Here is a 15,889-nt window from a genome sequence, read left to right as displayed (position 1 = left end):
TGTGAGCTGTTATTAAATTAGTCGTTTTCTTTAGGAAGAGCTTCCAATGCTTCTTTGGCGGAAGCAACATGTCGGTTTGTTTTGTCTTCGATGATATGACCGTCACGCAATACGATGTTTCTACTGCTGAATTGGGCAATCTCGGGGTTGTGGGTAACGAAGATGATCGTTCTCCCTTCCGAGTGGAGTCGTTGAAACAGGGTCAATATCTCGTAAGAAGTCCTGCTGTCCAAATTTCCGGTCGCTTCGTCGGCCAGCAAAATGACCGGATCGTTTACGATGGCGCGTGCGATGGCGACACGTTGTTGCTGACCTCCGGACATTTGATTGGAACGGTGATTGAGACGATCCGACAATCCTACGTCTTCCAATGCTTTGATCGCTTTTTCCTTACGCGCTTTAGAGGATACGGCCGGATTGTACAGGAGCGGAAGTTCCACGTTTTCCAATGCCGTGGTTTTGGGTAATAAGTTGTAAGATTGAAAAACGAATCCGATTTTACGGTTTCGTAATGTGGCCCGTTCGTTTTTGCCCATTTCGCGAGCAGATATGCCGTCTAAAAAATAGTTTCCCGAGGTGGGAGTGTCGAGGCATCCCAAGATATTGAGTAGAGTGGATTTCCCCGAACCGCTCGTTCCCATTATCGTGACGAATTCCCCTTCCTGGATGGAAAATGAAATTCCCCGTAAAGCGTGTACCGTTTCCGATCCTACTTTAAAATCCCTCCTCAGGTCTTCTATTTTTATTATTGTATTCATGAGATCCTATTTTGTTGTATTTATTTCTTTTTACTGCCTGGGCGTTGTGGCATGAACGGATTGGAAGAGTTATCCCCGGGTGCACCCATGGCGGTTTTGTCTCGGGTTATTTCGACAATTACTTTATCGCCCTCTTGTATACCCTCTTTGATTTCCATGTTGATGCCATCCGAAACACCGGTTTTAACGACTTTGGGAATGATCCCTCCGGCCGTTTGTATCCATACCTTTTTTTCTCCTCCAATGGCTACAGCCGGGGCGGCAGCGGCCGGGTTAGCCGTCTCGGGAGTAAAACGGAAGGCTTTTAAAGGGACGAGCATAACATCGTGTTTCTCCATCGTGTAGACCGTAATATTGGCTGTTAGGCCCGGTTTCAGTTTTAAATCCGGATTCGGCGCATCGATAACGACTTCGTAGGTAACAACGTTGTTGGTCGTGGTAGATTGTAGCCGGACCTGGGTGACGTCCCCTTCGAATATATCGTCCGGAAAGGCATCTACGGTAAAAGTTACGCGTTGCCCCTCTTCGACCTGGCCGATATCGGCTTCATCTACATCCGCGATCACTTGCATCTTGCGTAGATCGTTGGCAATGGTAAACATGGTGGGTGTTTCGAAACTTGCGGCAACGGTTTGTCCTTCTTCTACTTCTCTGGAAAGAACGACGCCGTCGATCGGGGAATAGATGGTTGCATAACTTAAGTTGGATTTTGCTTTGACAAGATCGGCGATGGCTTTCTCGTAGGATAGTTTTGCTTTTTCATACTCGTACTGGGCTGTTTCGAATTCCGTATCACTGATCAATCTCTTTTCATGCAAACCGGATAGTCTGGCGAAATTCTTTTTCTGGTATTCGTATTCGCTCTTGCTGGATTCCATGTTGGCCGAGTCGGAAGCCATGGCCGCTTCCAGTAACGTACGATCGAGCTCTGCAATCAGTTGTCCTTTTTTTACGACGGAATTATAATCCACGTAAAGGCGGGAAATCGTGCCGGATACCTGCGTACCTACATCTACTTTCGTAATGGGTTCGATGGTTCCGGTAGCCGTTACTGTCGTGTTGATGGAACCCTTTTTTATCGTGGTCGTTTCGTATGTGACTGTTTTATTCTCTCCTGAACGGAAGATAAAGAAAAGGCCCGCGATAACAGCCAAGACAATGATGATGATCGCTATTTTTTTCATTCTATTTCGGTTTTACGTTATAATTCAATCGGTTGATTTTGGTAGAAATTCAGTAATTTGATGGATAATATCGCATCGTATTTAGCCTGTATTTGTTCTTGTATTGCTGATAAGAAATTATTTTTTTCCGTTAATAATTCAACGGTATTTTTCATTCCTGCATCGAATTGTGCTTGTACCAGACGGTAACTTTCAGAAGCTGATTTTACGCTATTCGTTGCCGCTATGTACCGGCTTTGTGCCGAAATAGCATTTTGGTATAAAGTTTCGATGGTTTTCAGTAGTGTCTTACGGGTATTTATCTCCTCTAACTGGACCGTTTCTGTTTGGAGTTTTGCTTTTTCTACGGCTGATTTTACCTGTCGGTTTTGCGCAATCGGAATGCTGATGTTGATTCCGATATTTTCATTTAATCGGTTATTCAGCTGTTTCCTGAAAGAGTAATCCGAGTCGGAATCGTGGTCGGTTCCTACCGAAGCATTAAACGTGATGCTGGGCAGGCGGTCGGCCGCCGCGATCTTTTCATCCAGATAAGCCGCATCAACCTTTAATTTGCTGCTTTTCATTTCCGGCATAACTTTCAAAGCCGTTTCGTACACCTCTTTCAAAGAGGGAACGAGTGTAAGAACATCGGCATCGGACAGCTCCGGAAAATGGATTTCAAAAGATTCGTCCAATTCTAATTCCAGTAATTGTTTTAATTGTAATTTCGCTAATGCTAACGTGTTTTCCGCTAACGTGACTTGGTATTGATCGTTACTGTATTGAGCCCTGATCTGAGAGCGGTCACTGACAGCGATAGAGCCTGCCTTGTATAATTCTTCGGCTCGGTCTAACTGTGCCTTGGACGTCTCGAGTGTCTGTCTGTTGGTTTTGAGAGCCTCGTTAGCATATAAAATCTGTAAATAATCTTCGGTTACGGAAATTTCAATATCGTTTTCGGCAACGGAAGTTTCATATTCCAATGCTTCTGCCGCAATCTTTTGTTTTTTCACGGAACGAGTCAGTTTACTTCCGTTATACAGGGTCATACCGGCATTTAACGAATAGCTTCCGGTATAAGCACTTCGAGAAGTGAATTTATTACCGGTGTCTTGTGTTTTTTGATGGGACCAACCTTGTGTGCTGGAAAAAACCAATGACGGGAATAATTGGGCTTTGGACTCTAACAAGTTGACAACTCCTGTTTGATTGTTGATGCGGGATGATTGCACCTGAATATTATTTTTTCTGGCATAGTCAATGCATTCCCGGAGAGTCCAAAGGGCCGGCCTTTCTTGGGTAAAGCCGGCCGTGGATGAAATGACTATGAAAAAAGTGGTAAATAATCGTATGTAATTCATGTTATTCATACCTTAATTGTTTATTTCTGAGACGAATTTAGGTATGTCCGGAAAAGGAAACAACTGAATTAGACAAACGGGACGGTTTTGTCGACCACCAGACGTTATTTACCGATGAAATAAAAAAGCCTTACAGCTCTGCTGTAAGGCTTGGGAGCTCCTCAGGTAGGACTTGAACCTACGACCTACGGATTAACAGTCCGCCGCTCTAACCAACTGAGCTACTAAGGAATTTTTCAAAAGCGATGCAAATATAGAAGTTTGTTCGAATTATACCAAATAAAAATGAAAGTTTTTCTTGAAAAACTATTATTGAACGAGGATGGATAAATCCATTCAGAAGATTGCGGCGTGCTGAAAATCTCAAAGTAGGATATGGGCGGAACAGATACCTGAGTGTACCGTTTATACATGCGACTATCGTTGTGAAAGACGATAGGGAAGTTAAAAAAAGCTTTGGAATACAGGTAAATCGGCGATTCTAAATTGCATAGACAGGAGAAATCGAAAAGATTCTTCGTTTTGTCTTTAGTTGTATACCCATAGACGTCAATAAAAATAATTTGTACAATCGATTTATATCCTGTATATTTATATGCTTAAAAATGTTGTAAATATTTGGGGGATTATGTATAGATGTCTGTTGTTGTTATTATTTGGTTTTCAGGTTGTTTGTGCGCAAGAGAAGCCGAATGCTGAATGGTTGAATCAGAAATTTTCCATGTTTATTCACTGGGGATTGTATTCTGAACTGGGAGGCGTGTGGAAGGAGAAGCCGATCATGACCGGATATAGCGAGCAAATCCAATCTTTCGCCTCTATTCCGGCGGATGAATACGAAGCTGTCGCCGCTCGTTTTAATCCTGAAAAATGGGATGCGGAGGCTGTTGTGCGGTTAGCCCGGTTGGCCGGAATGAAGTCTGTTATTTTTACTTCGAAGCATCATGACGGATTTTGCATGTATCATTCGAATTATACGGACTATAACGTGGTAGATGCCACTCCTTTCAATCGGGATGTCATGAAGGAGTTGTCTGAAGCTTGTAGGAAATTCGGGATAAAGTTCGGTGTGTATTTTTCATTGATAGATTGGCATTTTCCCGGTACGAAAATAACTTCGCATAACGCGGATCCGGTTTCACCGGAGCACCATGCTTTCAATATGAAGCAAGTGGAAGAGATTCTGACCAACTACGGCCCCGTCTCGGAGCTTTGGTTCGATATGGGATCCTTGACACCGGAACAGAGTAAGGAGTTATACGATTTGGTCAACCGTTTACAACCGGAATGTATGGTTAGCGGACGTTTGGGAAATAATCAAGGTGATTTCTGCGTGATGGGAGATAATCAGTATCCGGATTATAAAATCGGGATCCCCTGGCAAACTCCCGCATCTTTCTTTCCGGAAACATGGGGATACCGTTCCTGGCAGGAGAGGGGAGATCTGGAGCAAAAGATAAATGAAAAATTACTCGGATTGGTAAAGGTGGTCAGCCGGGGAGGAAATTATTTGTTAAATATCGGTCCCCGGGGGGATGGCTCTATCGTGGAGTACGAGCGGGATGCTTTGTTGAAGATGGGAAGATGGTTGAATAGATACGGTAGAGCTATTTACAATACGCGAGCCAATCCTTTTGAACATGCCGGAGAGTGGGGAGATATGACGATGAAAGGAAACAGGCTCTATTTATTCATCGAACGAATGCCGGACGATCGTTTGATTCGTTTGTCCGGAATTCAGGGAGAGGCCGTTAGGGCTGTTCTTGTCGGAAGGGAAGATCCGTTGCGATTGGATCAGCACGGGAATGACATAACTCTTTATATTCCGGAGACGGTATATCCCGACCGGCATATGATTGTGGCCGAAATCGCATTTGCAGAACCGTTTCAGGTTCTTCCTGTCCGTATGGTCCCTGCAGAGCGTTTAATCGCCTCGAATGCCGTTCCCGCGTACGGGTATTCCAGCATGGATTATTATTCCAGTTTCAGATGTATTGTCGGAAGATCATGGGGATTTCTGTTTGATAAACCATACGCAGAACCGGTTGTCGTTTATACCGATAACGATCGATATAAGACGATAAAATTAACGATCGACAATATAGAGCAAGAGCTCCTTTTGCAAGGAGGAGAGGTAAAACATTTACAAGTTCAGCCGGGTTCGGTACGCTGGGAATCCGTTTATCAAACCAAAATTTCCGATGATCGTTTCGGGAGTTTTTGTTTGGGAGAAAATCATCGTGTTGATCCTGCCCGGGAAGAGAATGGGGTGATTTGGAAAAAAATACCTCGTTTCGGTTTCGGTACTCATTATGTTGTCGCGATGACTCCGAAACAATCTCTTTATTTGTTGTGTTCGATTGAGAGCGATACCGCTCAGTCGATTTTGGTTGAATTGTCTAACCCGGAAGGATTACAGGTCGTGTTAAATGGAAAAACGCTTCGTAAACAAATTTCTGTGGGGGATAAATTCAAGGAGCGGGAAATAGTGATGTTACCTTTGGATAAGGGTGATAATCAGTTAATCGTGAGGTATTATAATCGGAGTGGGGAAACCATGGAATATGGAGTTAACCCGGATGTTCCTCAAATAGTTTATCAGCTTCGATTGAAGCCGCTTCCCCTGTTACCGAGGGAGGTGCACTTTTGTGAACTCAGGTTGCTTAAACCGGAAAACCGGAATTGCGATATGGGATTACAGGATGTATGGATCAGCATGGATTAAATTGTAATGATAAAGAGATGAAAAAGAGATTGCGGAAAAAATTGCATAAAGCAGAATTTCAAGAGTTAGGATTTTCGTTTGAGATAAGATTTAAAGAGAAGGGAGAAGATGCAAAAACTTTTTTGAAGGAGTTTATCGAATTGTTGCGCAGCCATCATCTGGAAATGGGCGGCGGGTGGAATGCGGAAGTCTGCGGCGGATTTGTTACGAGGGAAAAAGGTAGTGTTACCTTGGAGGAATACCATGCTGTAAAGAGTTGGTTGGAGGCTAAAAGCTCCGATATTTACGGCTTTACGATAGGTGAACTGAGGGACGCCTGGTATGGATGGGCATAAGCATAGGAGTAAAAGACAGATTCGTATTCGTTTGAAAAAGATATTTCCTATTTACGTTTTATATAAGGGGTAAAATATTAATTTTGCCGGTCTTCGTGCGAATGGAGTTCGACGGGAGTGAGTTATTTTAAAGAATTGATATATTACGTATGAGAACAAAATGTTATTTATCTTTTATTGCTTTAGCATTGATGATTACAGGTTGCAATAGTAAAAAAGAGACCGTACAAAAAGGAGGTATCGTTATCGCCAATCTTGATACGGCAGCAACGCCTAATGCTGATTTTTATCAGTATGCATGTGGCGGCTGGATGAAAAATCATCCTTTGACCGACGAATACGCCAGATTCGGTTCTTTTGACCTTTTGGCGGAGAATAACAGACAGCAGATAAAAGGTCTGATTGAAGAGTTGGCTGTACAGAAATCCGCTCCCGGAAGCATAGCCCAAAAGATAGGCGATTTATACAATATGGCGATGGATAGTACGCGGCGGAATGCAGACGGAATGAAACCGATTAAAGCCGAATTGGAAAGAATCGCTGCTATTAAGGACAGGGGAGAGTTATCGAAAACGATTGCCGAAATGCGTCGTGACGGTTTTGATCCCTTTTTCGGACTTTACGTGGGTTCCGACGATATGAACAGTGCCATGAATTTGATTATCCTGTATCAAAGCGGTATCAGTTTGGGAGAACGCGAGTATTATTTGGATGATGACGATCACACGAAAGAGATACGGGAAAAGTATCGGCAGCACGTTGCCAAGATGTTTCAGTTAGCCGGTTTTTCTGCATCGGAGGCGAATAAGGCGGCTTCCGACGTTATGACCGTGGAAACACGCTTGGCCGAGAGTGCCAAGAGTGCTGTCGAATTGCGCGATCCGCATGCCAATTATAATAAGATGTCGTTAGCGGATTTGAAAAGAGAGATTCCCGGTATTCAATGGGATCTTTATTTCTCGACATTGGGACTGAAGGAGGTGGAGGAGCTGAATGTGGCGCAAATGGCTGCGGTTAAGGAGAGTGCCGATCTGATGAACGAGATGGATATGAATGTATTGAAGTCTTATTTGGAATGGAAGGTGATTGATGCGGCGGCAGCTTATTTGAGTGACGATTTTGTGGCCCAGAACTTTGAATTTTACGGGAAAACGCTTTCCGGTAAAAAAGAGATGCAACCTCGTTGGAAGAGTGCGGTAAGTGCGGTCAATGGCGTACTGGGAGAAGCCGTGGGACAAATGTACGTGGAAAAATATTTTCCGGCAGAGGCTAAAGAACGTATGTTGAAGCTGATTTCCAACTTGCAAAGTGCTTTAGGAGAACGGATTCAAAATCTGTCATGGATGAGTGATGAAACAAAAACGAAGGCCTTGGAAAAATTATCTACCATATACGTGAAAGTCGGTTATCCCGACAAGTGGAGGGATTATTCCGGTTTGGAGATTAAGAATGATTCCTATTGGGATAATATTGTACGTTCCAATAATTTTGATTACGATTACCTGCTTGCGAAAGCTGGGAAACCGGTCGACAAGGACGAATGGCATATGACCCCTCAAACGGTAAATGCCTATTACAATCCGACGACGAATGAGATATGCTTTCCAGCCGGGATTCTTCAATATCCTTTCTTTGACATGAATGCTGACGATGCCTGCAATTATGGAGCTATCGGTGTGGTTATCGGTCATGAAATGACGCATGGGTTTGATGATCAGGGACGTCAGTTTGATAAAGATGGAAATCTAAAAGATTGGTGGACGGAAGAGGATGCTAAAAACTTTGAAGAGCGTGCTCAGGTTTTAGTGGATTATTTCGATGGTATCCAAGTATTACCCGATTTGAAAGGTAACGGGAAATTGACGTTAGGAGAAAATATTGCCGATCACGGAGGGCTACAAGTGGCCTATGCGGCTTTACAAAAAGCGATGAAAACCGACCCTCTTGGAGTAGATGCGTATGGTTTTACTCCGGCGCAACGTTTCTTCCTGTCTTACGCAAATGTTTGGGCGGGTAATATCCGCGACGAGCAGGTTCGTTTGCAGACAAAATCTGATCCTCATTCTTTGGGTCGCTGGAGAGTGAATGGGGCTCTTCCTCATATCTCAGCCTGGTACGAGGCTTTTAATGTGAAAGAGGGAGATCCTTTGTTCATTCCGGTAGAAAAACGGGCTTCTATTTGGTAAAAAAGAGTTGTATTGTCATAAAAGGGCTGTCCGTCGATTTCGAGGATAGCCCTTTTTGCTGTAAATGGCGGGTCAATAGGATTCCGCGATTCCATGATTCAATTTTAATCCTGCAATCGTCAATCTTTCTATTGTAAATTTTAAATTGTAGATTTTAAATTGGACGTAGTTTTTTAATTTACAATTTACAATCTACAATCGTCAATCCCTTTAATCTCTTAATCTCAAAATCATTTCACCTGTGCTATTGGTTTAATCGAAATAATCTGTAACTTTCGGAAAAATGGAGTAGAAGTTGACCTATGGATGTTGTTAAGCGAGACCGATTTATAGCTCTTTGGCGTCGTTTTTTTAATGATGCGGAGTTACCGATTACTTTTTATTATTCGAAGGATAATTGCCGGATACCCTTAGTGCGGGAGGCAAAAGGACACACGTGTATCATTGCCCAGTTGTTGAAAGTCCGTCGGGGAGAATCGCTCTGTTTCTCGGAGTCTTCTATCGGCTGTGGCGGGGGAAAACATTATTTGGGATATAAGGAAGTTGTAAATGGACGGTTTAATTATTTTTTGTCCCATGGAGAGGATTGGGAATGTGGAGAGCGCTATAAGCGTACTCCGGGGCAAGTCGAGGCAATCATGAAAGAATTACCCTTGCTTCCTCGGGAAGGAGATTTTATTGTGTTTAAGCGATGGGATAGATTGGAAGAGGAAGATTGTCCGGAAGTCGTTGTTTTTATGGGTAATCCGGATGTGATTTCGGGGCTTTTTACCTGGGTTAACTTTGATAGTACGGTGTCAGATGCTGTCATTGCTCCTTTCGGAGCCGGGTGTACTTCCATAATATATCACCCGTATCGGGAACAGATAGAAGGGCGTAAACGGGCCGTGATCGGAATGTTTGATCCTTCGGCTCGAAAATGTATGGATGCCGATTTGCTTTCGTTAGCTATTCCGATGAACAAGTTTATGGAGATGATCGATCAGATGGATGAGAGTTTTTTGATTACGGATACCTGGATGAAAATACAGCGGCGTATTTAATATCGTATGATAAAAAAAAGTGTGAATAAAAAACGGATTATTAGATGGTCCGTATTGGTTTTGCTTATTGCCGGAATCGGATTGGTACGCGGAAATTCTTCTTGGGGGGAGTGGTATGCTCTTCATTTATATCCTGTTGTTTCGGCTTTTTTCTCTTTCTTTTCTTCATGGGTCCCGTTTTCTTTGGGGGATCTTTTTATTTTGCTGATTGTTTCGGGAGGAGTCGGTTATGCGGTATACGGTTTATGGAAAGGCAGGTCTGTAAAACTTATGTTTGTGCGCTTACTTGAGGGGGCGGGGTGGATATACGTGTGGTTTTATATGGCATGGGGAATGAATTATTTTCGTGAGGATTTTTATACTCGATCGGGTGTAGGGCAAGTGCGTTATAATCCTGCGAATTTTCAACAGTTTTTGGAAAACTACCTGACGGGTTTGAATGCGGCCTATGAGTCGGCCGGAGATACGGTGACTCTTTTTTATCCGACGATAGAGTTGCAGGAGGTTGCGGCAGAGATAAAGAAGGGCTATAGCGAGGTGGATTCTTGCTTCGGGTTACTTTCTCCTCGAGAGGAAATGTTACCTAAACCGATGTTGTTTAGCCGTTCCATGTCAAAGATGTCGATTCTGGGGTATATGGGACCTTTTTTCTCGGAATTTAACCTGAACACCGAATTGCCTTTTATACAGTACCCTTCGTGTTATGCTCATGAATTGGCCCATCGATTGGGAATCTCGAGTGAAGCGGAAGCAAATTTATATGCTTATATGATCTGCATACGTTCATCTTCCCCGATAGTTCGTTTTAGCGGGTATTTCTCTCTATTGGGTTATGTAATGCAGAATGCCCGGAATCTATTACCTGAATCAGAATTTCAAAAAGTGGTAAAGCAATTGAATCCCGGTATTGTCGCTTTATACAAAGAGGAGAGTGCTTATTGGCGTTCACGGTATAGTGCTCGGATCGGAAATGCGCAGGAATATCTGTATAATCTTTTTTTAAAGGGAAATCGAGTTCAAAGCGGGGTAAAGAATTATTCGGAGGTTATAGGATTATTAATCTCTTACGAACAATATCGAATCGGGGAAACCGGATACGCGGATCTGAAAAGATTAGAGAAGGAGTATTTGAAAGCAGTTGAAGATGCCCGGATGGTTGATTCTACAAAATTGTGGAATGGTTTGGTTCCTATTATAAGAAAACAGGGTGACTCTCGGATTCAATGGCGGGATCTGGATACGAATCAGATGTTACTGGTCGTATCTATGATGGGGAAGAACGAATTGAAGTACTGGCCCGAGGGGGATGAATTTAAGACTTCGTCTCATGTTAGCTGGGTCGTATTGCCTTTTGAATTAAAGCAGAGAATGGGGGCTCGGTTACTAAAAGATTCTTTGGAGGTTCGGATGCGAATGCTTCAACTTTTGGGGTTGCCACCGACCCGTTCGTATGACATGCTGGTATTCTTTTGGGTAAAAAAGGAGGGACTTCGCCGACCTTCCCGGGATCCTGAGATTGACGATACCGTGGCTTCTTTGGATTATACGATTCGTGCCGATAAAAATTACAGGGAATGGTTCGAGCAAAATAGGCTTCGTTCTTATACGGGTAATCCTCCTTATCCTTGGACGCAGATGGGATATACGTATGATTGGAATCGTTCTGCCGATCGTTATGGAATAAGCGAGTTTATTGTATGGCCGGGGTCATTGGTGAAGGTCGAGCAGATTTTAGGCTGCTGGCAATACTATAAACGATTGAGGCAGGAGGAGAGGGATAATTTGGATGTTGTTGAAATTGCAGAAAAAAATCATTAATTACATCCGGTAAGTTTGTTATTTTTCAGAATAATCTGTACTTTTGTAAAGTAAATGTTTCTTCGGGGCAGGGTGCAATCCCCTACCGGCGGTAATAGTCCGCGACTCTCCTTTAGGAGACTGATTTGGTGCGATTCCAAAACCGACGGTTAAAGTCCGGATGATAGAAGAAATGTAGATTAGGATTATAATAAATTATAGTAATAATAATATATGCCCCGAATATACGATATTCGGGGTTTTTGTATGATGGGAAAAGAGGATTTGATTTATATGAGGCGGGCAATTGAGCTTGCGGATCGGGGATGCGGATTTGTGAATCCGAACCCGTTGGTAGGTGCTGTCATTGTAAAAAACGGAAAAGTGATAGGAGAAGGATGGCATGAGCGATTCGGACAATGGCATGCCGAACGAAATGCACTGCATGCAGCCGAAGAAGACACGACGGGAGCAACGATGTATGTAACACTTGAGCCCTGTTGTCATTATGGGAAAACTCCTCCTTGTACGGAAGCGATCATAGAACATAAGATTGCCAAAGTTGTTGTGGGCATTGCCGATCCCAATCCTTTGGTTGCGGGAAAGGGAATGGCGCTTCTCCGAGAAGCCGGTATCGAGGTCGTTTGTGGTGTGGAGGAGGAACGTATTCGGGAACAGAACCGGATATTTTTGAAATATATTGAAACAGGAATGCCTTGGGTCGTTTTAAAGACGGCATCGACTTTAGACGGGAAGATTGCTACCTATACGGGAGATTCAAAGTGGATCACGGGGGAGGAGTCCCGGGCGAAAGTGCAGGAGATGCGGGCTTGCCTGATGGCAGTTGTGGTAGGTATCGGTACGGTTTTGGCGGATGACCCCATGCTAAATTGCCGGATCGTCGACCGGGAAGTGCGGCAACCCGTCCGGATTATCGTGGATAGTAATGCCCGTGTTCCATTGAGTAGTAAGATTGTACGGACGGCAACGGTTTATCGGACTGTCGTGGCTCATACCCGATTTGCAAAGGAAGAACGATTGCGGCAATTGAGAGCGTGTGGTGTGGAGACTTTGTTGTGTGACGAGGAGAAAGGATTGGTACGGATAGGGGATTTATGTAGAAAATTGGGAAAATCAGGCATTGACTCTGTTCTGTTGGAAGGAGGCGGTTCGTTGAATTTTTCTTTTTTAGACGAGGGGTTTGTAGATGAGGTTTATGCTTTTATCGCTCCGAAAATGATAGGAGGAATGAATGCCAAAACAGGGGTTGAAGGAGAGGGAGTTCCCAAGATGGCCGATGCGATCGATTTGAAGATAACCGATGTGCAGCATGTGGGGCAGGATGTGCTTTTCAAATTGAGAATAAACGGGAAAATAAGATAGATAATTGTAAAGGTGGTTATGATGCATCTAAGGTGCTAAATATAAATTGAAACTGCTATGTTTACTGGAATTATAGAAGAAATAGGCACGATAAAAGGGGTGAAAAGAGGAGATCGTAGCGTCGTACTCGAGGTGGAGGCGCGGAAGATATTGGAGGATGTAAAAATCGGGGATAGTATCGCCACGAACGGAGTTTGCTTGACTGTGGCTGCCATAAAGGGAGATCGTTTTTTTGCAGATGTTATGCCGGAGACCGTTACGAGGAGTAATCTGGGGTGTTTACGGGCCGGAGACCGGGTAAATCTGGAGCGGGCATTGTGCTTGAACGGTCGTTTGGGAGGGCATATTGTATCCGGACACATAGATGGTACCGGAAAGATTGTAAACCGGGAGAAGGATGAGAATGCGATCTGGATAACGATAGAGGCTTCCGCGGCTTTGTTGCGATATGTCGTGGATAAAGGTTCGATAACGATAGATGGGATCAGCTTGACGGTTGCCGGTGTGTTTGAAGACCGTTTTCAAGTGTCGATCATTCCTCATACGCGGGATGAGACTACTTTGGTCAAAAAGGCAATAGGCGAGGTTGTTAATTTAGAAAATGATATTGTTGCGAAATATATTGAGAAATTGTTAAAGTCGACCTCTCCCTCGGATGAAAGGAAGCCGGGGTTGACATTGGACTTTTTGTTGGCTAATGGTTTTTAGAGGTGTAGTTTATTTACAGATAAAGATATGAAAGAATTTGAATTTAGTACGATTGAAGAGGCTGTCGCAGACCTAAGAGCCGGAAAGATGATTATTGCTGTTGATGATCCCGATCGGGAAAACGAAGGGGATTTGATATGTGCGGCTGAACATGCTACGTTGGAAAATGTAAATTTTATGGCTTCCTATGCCAAGGGGCTGATATGTATGCCGATGAGTCGTGAATTAACGACCAAACTGGGGTTAGAGCAGATGGTGGCTACGAACACGGACAATCACTGTACGGCTTTTACTGTTTCGATAGATCATGTTTCTACAACAACGGGAATTTCTGCTTTGGAGCGTTCCGTGACGGCGATGAAATGTGTGGAGGAGGGGGCGAAACCGACTGATTTCCGTCGTCCCGGCCATATGTTCCCTTTGGAGGCAAAACCCGGAGGAGTGTTGGAACGTATGGGACACACGGAAGCGACAGTCGATCTGATGCGTATCGCCGGATTGAAAGAGTGTGGATTGTGTTGCGAGATTATGCGGGAAGACGGGACTATGATGCGGACTCCCGAATTAAAAGAATTTGCCCGCAGGCATGATATGAAAATGATTACGGTATCGGATTTGATTACCTATCGCCGCCGGACTGAAATTTTGGTAGAACGGGTAACGGAAGCGGAAATGCCCACAAAATACGGTTACTTTAAGGCATACGGTTACGTGAATAAAATCAATGGAGAACATCATGTCGCCTTGGTTAAGGGAGACGTGACGGATGGCGAACCCGTGTTGTGCCGAGTACATTCGGAGTGTTTGACGGGAGACGTTTTCGGTTCTCTGCGTTGTGATTGTGGAGATCAGTTGGCTGAAGCTATGAGAAGAATAGCCGAGAATGGACGCGGAGTTTTATTATATATGCGACAAGAAGGAAGGGGTATAGGTTTGATCAATAAATTGAGAGCCTACCATCTGCAGGATGAGGGAATGGATACGGTAGAAGCAAATCTGGCACTCGGTTTCAAGGCCGATTTACGGGAGTATGGTACAGGAGCGGAGATTTTGGCCGATTTAGGTGTGAAAAAAATGATATTAATGACCAATAATCCGCAGAAAATTAGCGGACTGGAAGGATATGGCATTGAGATCGTCGGACGCGAGCCTATTGAGATGACTTGTAACGAGAAAAATGAATTTTACATGTACACGAAGTACAAGAAGATGGGACATATACTTCATGTCCGCGGACGTGAAGAGGTCGAGAAATTGATACAGGAAAAGGAAAACGAAGTAAACAAATAATAAATAATAAAAAATAGAGACAATGAACTTATTGGAAGGAAAATTATTGGCAGAAGGACAACGTATCGGTATCGTGGCCGGACGTTTTAATGAGTTTATCACCAGTAAATTGCTCGGTGGTGCGATTGATGCTTTTAATCGTCATGGCGGTGATGAGAAGAATATCGATTTGGCTTGGGTCCCCGGGGCGTTTGAGATTCCGTTAGTAGCTAAAAAAATGGCTGAAACTCACCGATACGATGCCGTTGTATGTATTGGAGCCGTCATACGCGGAGCTACACCGCATTTTGATATGGTTGCCAATGAAGCGACCAAAGGTATTGCTAACGTGGGACTTCAAACGGGAGTACCTGTTATTTTCGGAGTTTTAACGACCGACTCGATAGAACAAGCCGTTGAACGGGCCGGAACGAAAGCGGGAAATAAAGGTTTTGAAGCTATGACAACAGCTATTGAAATGATCAATTTATTAAAGCAACTGTAAGCTATCGAAGATTTTAAGACAATAGGGTTTGAAAAGAGAAAATCGTTTCAAACCCTATTGTTTATAAGGAAAGCGAATCACTCTAAAAATTCGAGGGCTGCCAATAGTTTGTCGTAAGAGAGTTCCTGTGTGACCTCCGGAACGTATTCAACGTATTTTATTTTCCTCTCTTTACTTATGATAACGATCCCCTGGGTAAGTAAACGTAATTCGTCAATGAGAAAACCGTATTTCAAGCCGAAATCAATGTCTCTGTAATCGGATAACATGGTGATATTACGGATTCCCTCTATTTCACAAAAGCGTTCCTGTGCATACGGGAGATCGCAGGAGATCGCCACGATCATGAGATCTTTGCCTAAGCTTTTCGCTATGTTATCCAATCGATGTAACTGAGCAGCACATGCAGGAATATCAACCGACAGGAAAGAGGTAATAAGGACGTTTTTGTTTTTAAAATCTTCTAAACTAATGGTTTCCAATTGGCGGCCCATTCCGTAAAACCTCAATGCTTCTTCCCCTTTTCGGGTTGTTTTGCCGATTAAAGTAATCGGTTTTCCTTTCATTGTAACTGCTATTCTATTCATATCTTTTTTGTAGACATACGATAAGATAGGTTAAGGGGTTAACGTTTTTTACTATTTTCTACAAAA

The 15,889-nt window shown here is 43.5% G+C and carries 13 protein-coding genes, 1 tRNA gene and 1 riboswitch; of the genes, 9 read left to right on the top strand and 5 right to left on the bottom strand.

Features of this window, described 5'->3' with window-relative positions:
• Positions 1–17: 17 nt before the first annotated feature.
• From DMB45_RS10910 to DMB45_RS10895, 4 genes are all read right to left on the bottom strand, one after another.
• Positions 18–758: an ABC transporter ATP-binding protein gene (locus DMB45_RS10910; protein WP_041504149.1), complete on the bottom strand. Its 741-nt coding sequence runs from the start codon at positions 756–758 to the stop codon at positions 18–20.
• Positions 759–778: 20 nt separating this feature from the next.
• On the bottom strand, positions 779–1,942 hold the full coding sequence (locus tag DMB45_RS10905; RefSeq protein WP_110688767.1) for an efflux RND transporter periplasmic adaptor subunit: 1,164 nt from the start codon (positions 1,940–1,942) through the stop codon (positions 779–781).
• A 17-nt stretch (positions 1,943–1,959) separates the two neighbouring features.
• Positions 1,960–3,285: a TolC family protein gene (locus DMB45_RS10900; protein WP_041504430.1), complete on the bottom strand. Its 1,326-nt coding sequence runs from the start codon at positions 3,283–3,285 to the stop codon at positions 1,960–1,962.
• A gap of 157 nt (positions 3,286–3,442) precedes the next feature.
• Positions 3,443–3,516, bottom strand: a tRNA-Asn gene (locus DMB45_RS10895).
• A gap of 397 nt (positions 3,517–3,913) precedes the next feature.
• Here DMB45_RS10895 and DMB45_RS10890 point away from each other — a divergent pair.
• The 9 genes from DMB45_RS10890 (at position 3,914) to ribH (ending at position 15,236) form a co-directional block, all read left to right on the top strand.
• The gene (locus DMB45_RS10890) at positions 3,914–6,010 is read left to right on the top strand and encodes an alpha-L-fucosidase (protein WP_041504431.1); all 2,097 of its coding nucleotides are present in this window, start codon (positions 3,914–3,916) and stop codon (positions 6,008–6,010) included.
• Positions 6,011–6,027: 17 nt separating this feature from the next.
• Positions 6,028–6,345 (top strand): 50S ribosome-binding protein YggL, encoded by a 318-nt coding sequence (locus DMB45_RS10885; RefSeq protein WP_041504432.1) that lies wholly within the window; start codon positions 6,028–6,030, stop codon positions 6,343–6,345.
• A 149-nt stretch (positions 6,346–6,494) separates the two neighbouring features.
• Positions 6,495–8,531 (top strand): M13 family metallopeptidase, encoded by a 2,037-nt coding sequence (locus DMB45_RS10880; protein ID WP_041504151.1) that lies wholly within the window; start codon positions 6,495–6,497, stop codon positions 8,529–8,531.
• A 302-nt stretch (positions 8,532–8,833) separates the two neighbouring features.
• Positions 8,834–9,574, top strand: coding sequence for a DUF169 domain-containing protein (locus DMB45_RS10875; protein WP_041504152.1), 741 nt, complete (start codon positions 8,834–8,836; stop codon positions 9,572–9,574).
• A gap of 6 nt (positions 9,575–9,580) precedes the next feature.
• Positions 9,581–11,392 (top strand): DUF3810 domain-containing protein, encoded by a 1,812-nt coding sequence (locus DMB45_RS10870; RefSeq protein WP_052634781.1) that lies wholly within the window; start codon positions 9,581–9,583, stop codon positions 11,390–11,392.
• Between the two features lie 54 nt (positions 11,393–11,446).
• Positions 11,447–11,568: riboswitch (FMN riboswitch) on the top strand.
• A 37-nt stretch (positions 11,569–11,605) separates the two neighbouring features.
• Positions 11,606–12,754: a bifunctional diaminohydroxyphosphoribosylaminopyrimidine deaminase/5-amino-6-(5-phosphoribosylamino)uracil reductase RibD gene (gene ribD / locus DMB45_RS10865; protein WP_235375100.1), complete on the top strand. Its 1,149-nt coding sequence runs from the start codon at positions 11,606–11,608 to the stop codon at positions 12,752–12,754.
• Between the two features lie 57 nt (positions 12,755–12,811).
• Positions 12,812–13,462, top strand: a complete 651-nt coding sequence (gene ribE, locus DMB45_RS10860; RefSeq protein ID WP_041504153.1) for a riboflavin synthase — start codon at positions 12,812–12,814, stop codon at positions 13,460–13,462.
• Positions 13,463–13,489: 27 nt separating this feature from the next.
• Complete coding sequence (locus DMB45_RS10855; RefSeq protein WP_041504154.1) at positions 13,490–14,752, top strand: bifunctional 3,4-dihydroxy-2-butanone-4-phosphate synthase/GTP cyclohydrolase II; 1,263 nt, start codon at positions 13,490–13,492, stop codon at positions 14,750–14,752.
• Positions 14,753–14,774: 22 nt separating this feature from the next.
• On the top strand, positions 14,775–15,236 hold the full coding sequence (ribH, locus tag DMB45_RS10850) for a 6,7-dimethyl-8-ribityllumazine synthase (RefSeq protein WP_041504155.1): 462 nt from the start codon (positions 14,775–14,777) through the stop codon (positions 15,234–15,236).
• A 77-nt stretch (positions 15,237–15,313) separates the two neighbouring features.
• Here the strand turns inward: ribH and tpx are convergent, their stop codons facing one another.
• Positions 15,314–15,823: a thiol peroxidase gene (gene tpx / locus DMB45_RS10845; protein ID WP_041504156.1), complete on the bottom strand. Its 510-nt coding sequence runs from the start codon at positions 15,821–15,823 to the stop codon at positions 15,314–15,316.
• Positions 15,824–15,889 lie beyond the last annotated feature (66 nt).

The organism is Sanguibacteroides justesenii, assembly GCF_003204205.1.
In the GTDB taxonomy this organism is placed as follows: Bacteria; Bacteroidota; Bacteroidia; order Bacteroidales; family Marinifilaceae; genus Gabonibacter; species Gabonibacter massiliensis.
The sequence above is the reverse complement of the archived record's forward strand: the minus strand, read 5'-3'. Positions and strand labels throughout refer to the sequence as shown.

What these genes read in the sequence shown, in the direction of transcription:
- DMB45_RS10910 (WP_041504149.1), bottom strand. Translation starts at nt 758, where the DNA reads ATGAATACAATAATAAAAATAGAAGACCTGAGGAGGGATTTTAAAGTA.
- DMB45_RS10905 (WP_110688767.1), bottom strand. Translation starts at nt 1,942, where the DNA reads ATGAAAAAAATAGCGATCATCATCATTGTCTTGGCTGTTATCGCGGGC.
- DMB45_RS10900 (WP_041504430.1), bottom strand. Translation starts at nt 3,285, where the DNA reads ATGAATTACATACGATTATTTACCACTTTTTTCATAGTCATTTCATCC.
- DMB45_RS10890 (WP_041504431.1), top strand. Translation starts at nt 3,914, where the DNA reads ATGTATAGATGTCTGTTGTTGTTATTATTTGGTTTTCAGGTTGTTTGT.
- DMB45_RS10885 (WP_041504432.1), top strand. Translation starts at nt 6,028, where the DNA reads ATGAAAAAGAGATTGCGGAAAAAATTGCATAAAGCAGAATTTCAAGAG.
- DMB45_RS10880 (WP_041504151.1), top strand. Translation starts at nt 6,495, where the DNA reads ATGAGAACAAAATGTTATTTATCTTTTATTGCTTTAGCATTGATGATT.
- DMB45_RS10875 (WP_041504152.1), top strand. Translation starts at nt 8,834, where the DNA reads ATGGATGTTGTTAAGCGAGACCGATTTATAGCTCTTTGGCGTCGTTTT.
- DMB45_RS10870 (WP_052634781.1), top strand. Translation starts at nt 9,581, where the DNA reads ATGATAAAAAAAAGTGTGAATAAAAAACGGATTATTAGATGGTCCGTA.
- ribD (WP_235375100.1), top strand. Translation starts at nt 11,606, where the DNA reads ATGCCCCGAATATACGATATTCGGGGTTTTTGTATGATGGGAAAAGAG.
- ribE (WP_041504153.1), top strand. Translation starts at nt 12,812, where the DNA reads ATGTTTACTGGAATTATAGAAGAAATAGGCACGATAAAAGGGGTGAAA.
- DMB45_RS10855 (WP_041504154.1), top strand. Translation starts at nt 13,490, where the DNA reads ATGAAAGAATTTGAATTTAGTACGATTGAAGAGGCTGTCGCAGACCTA.
- ribH (WP_041504155.1), top strand. Translation starts at nt 14,775, where the DNA reads ATGAACTTATTGGAAGGAAAATTATTGGCAGAAGGACAACGTATCGGT.
- tpx (WP_041504156.1), bottom strand. Translation starts at nt 15,823, where the DNA reads ATGAATAGAATAGCAGTTACAATGAAAGGAAAACCGATTACTTTAATC.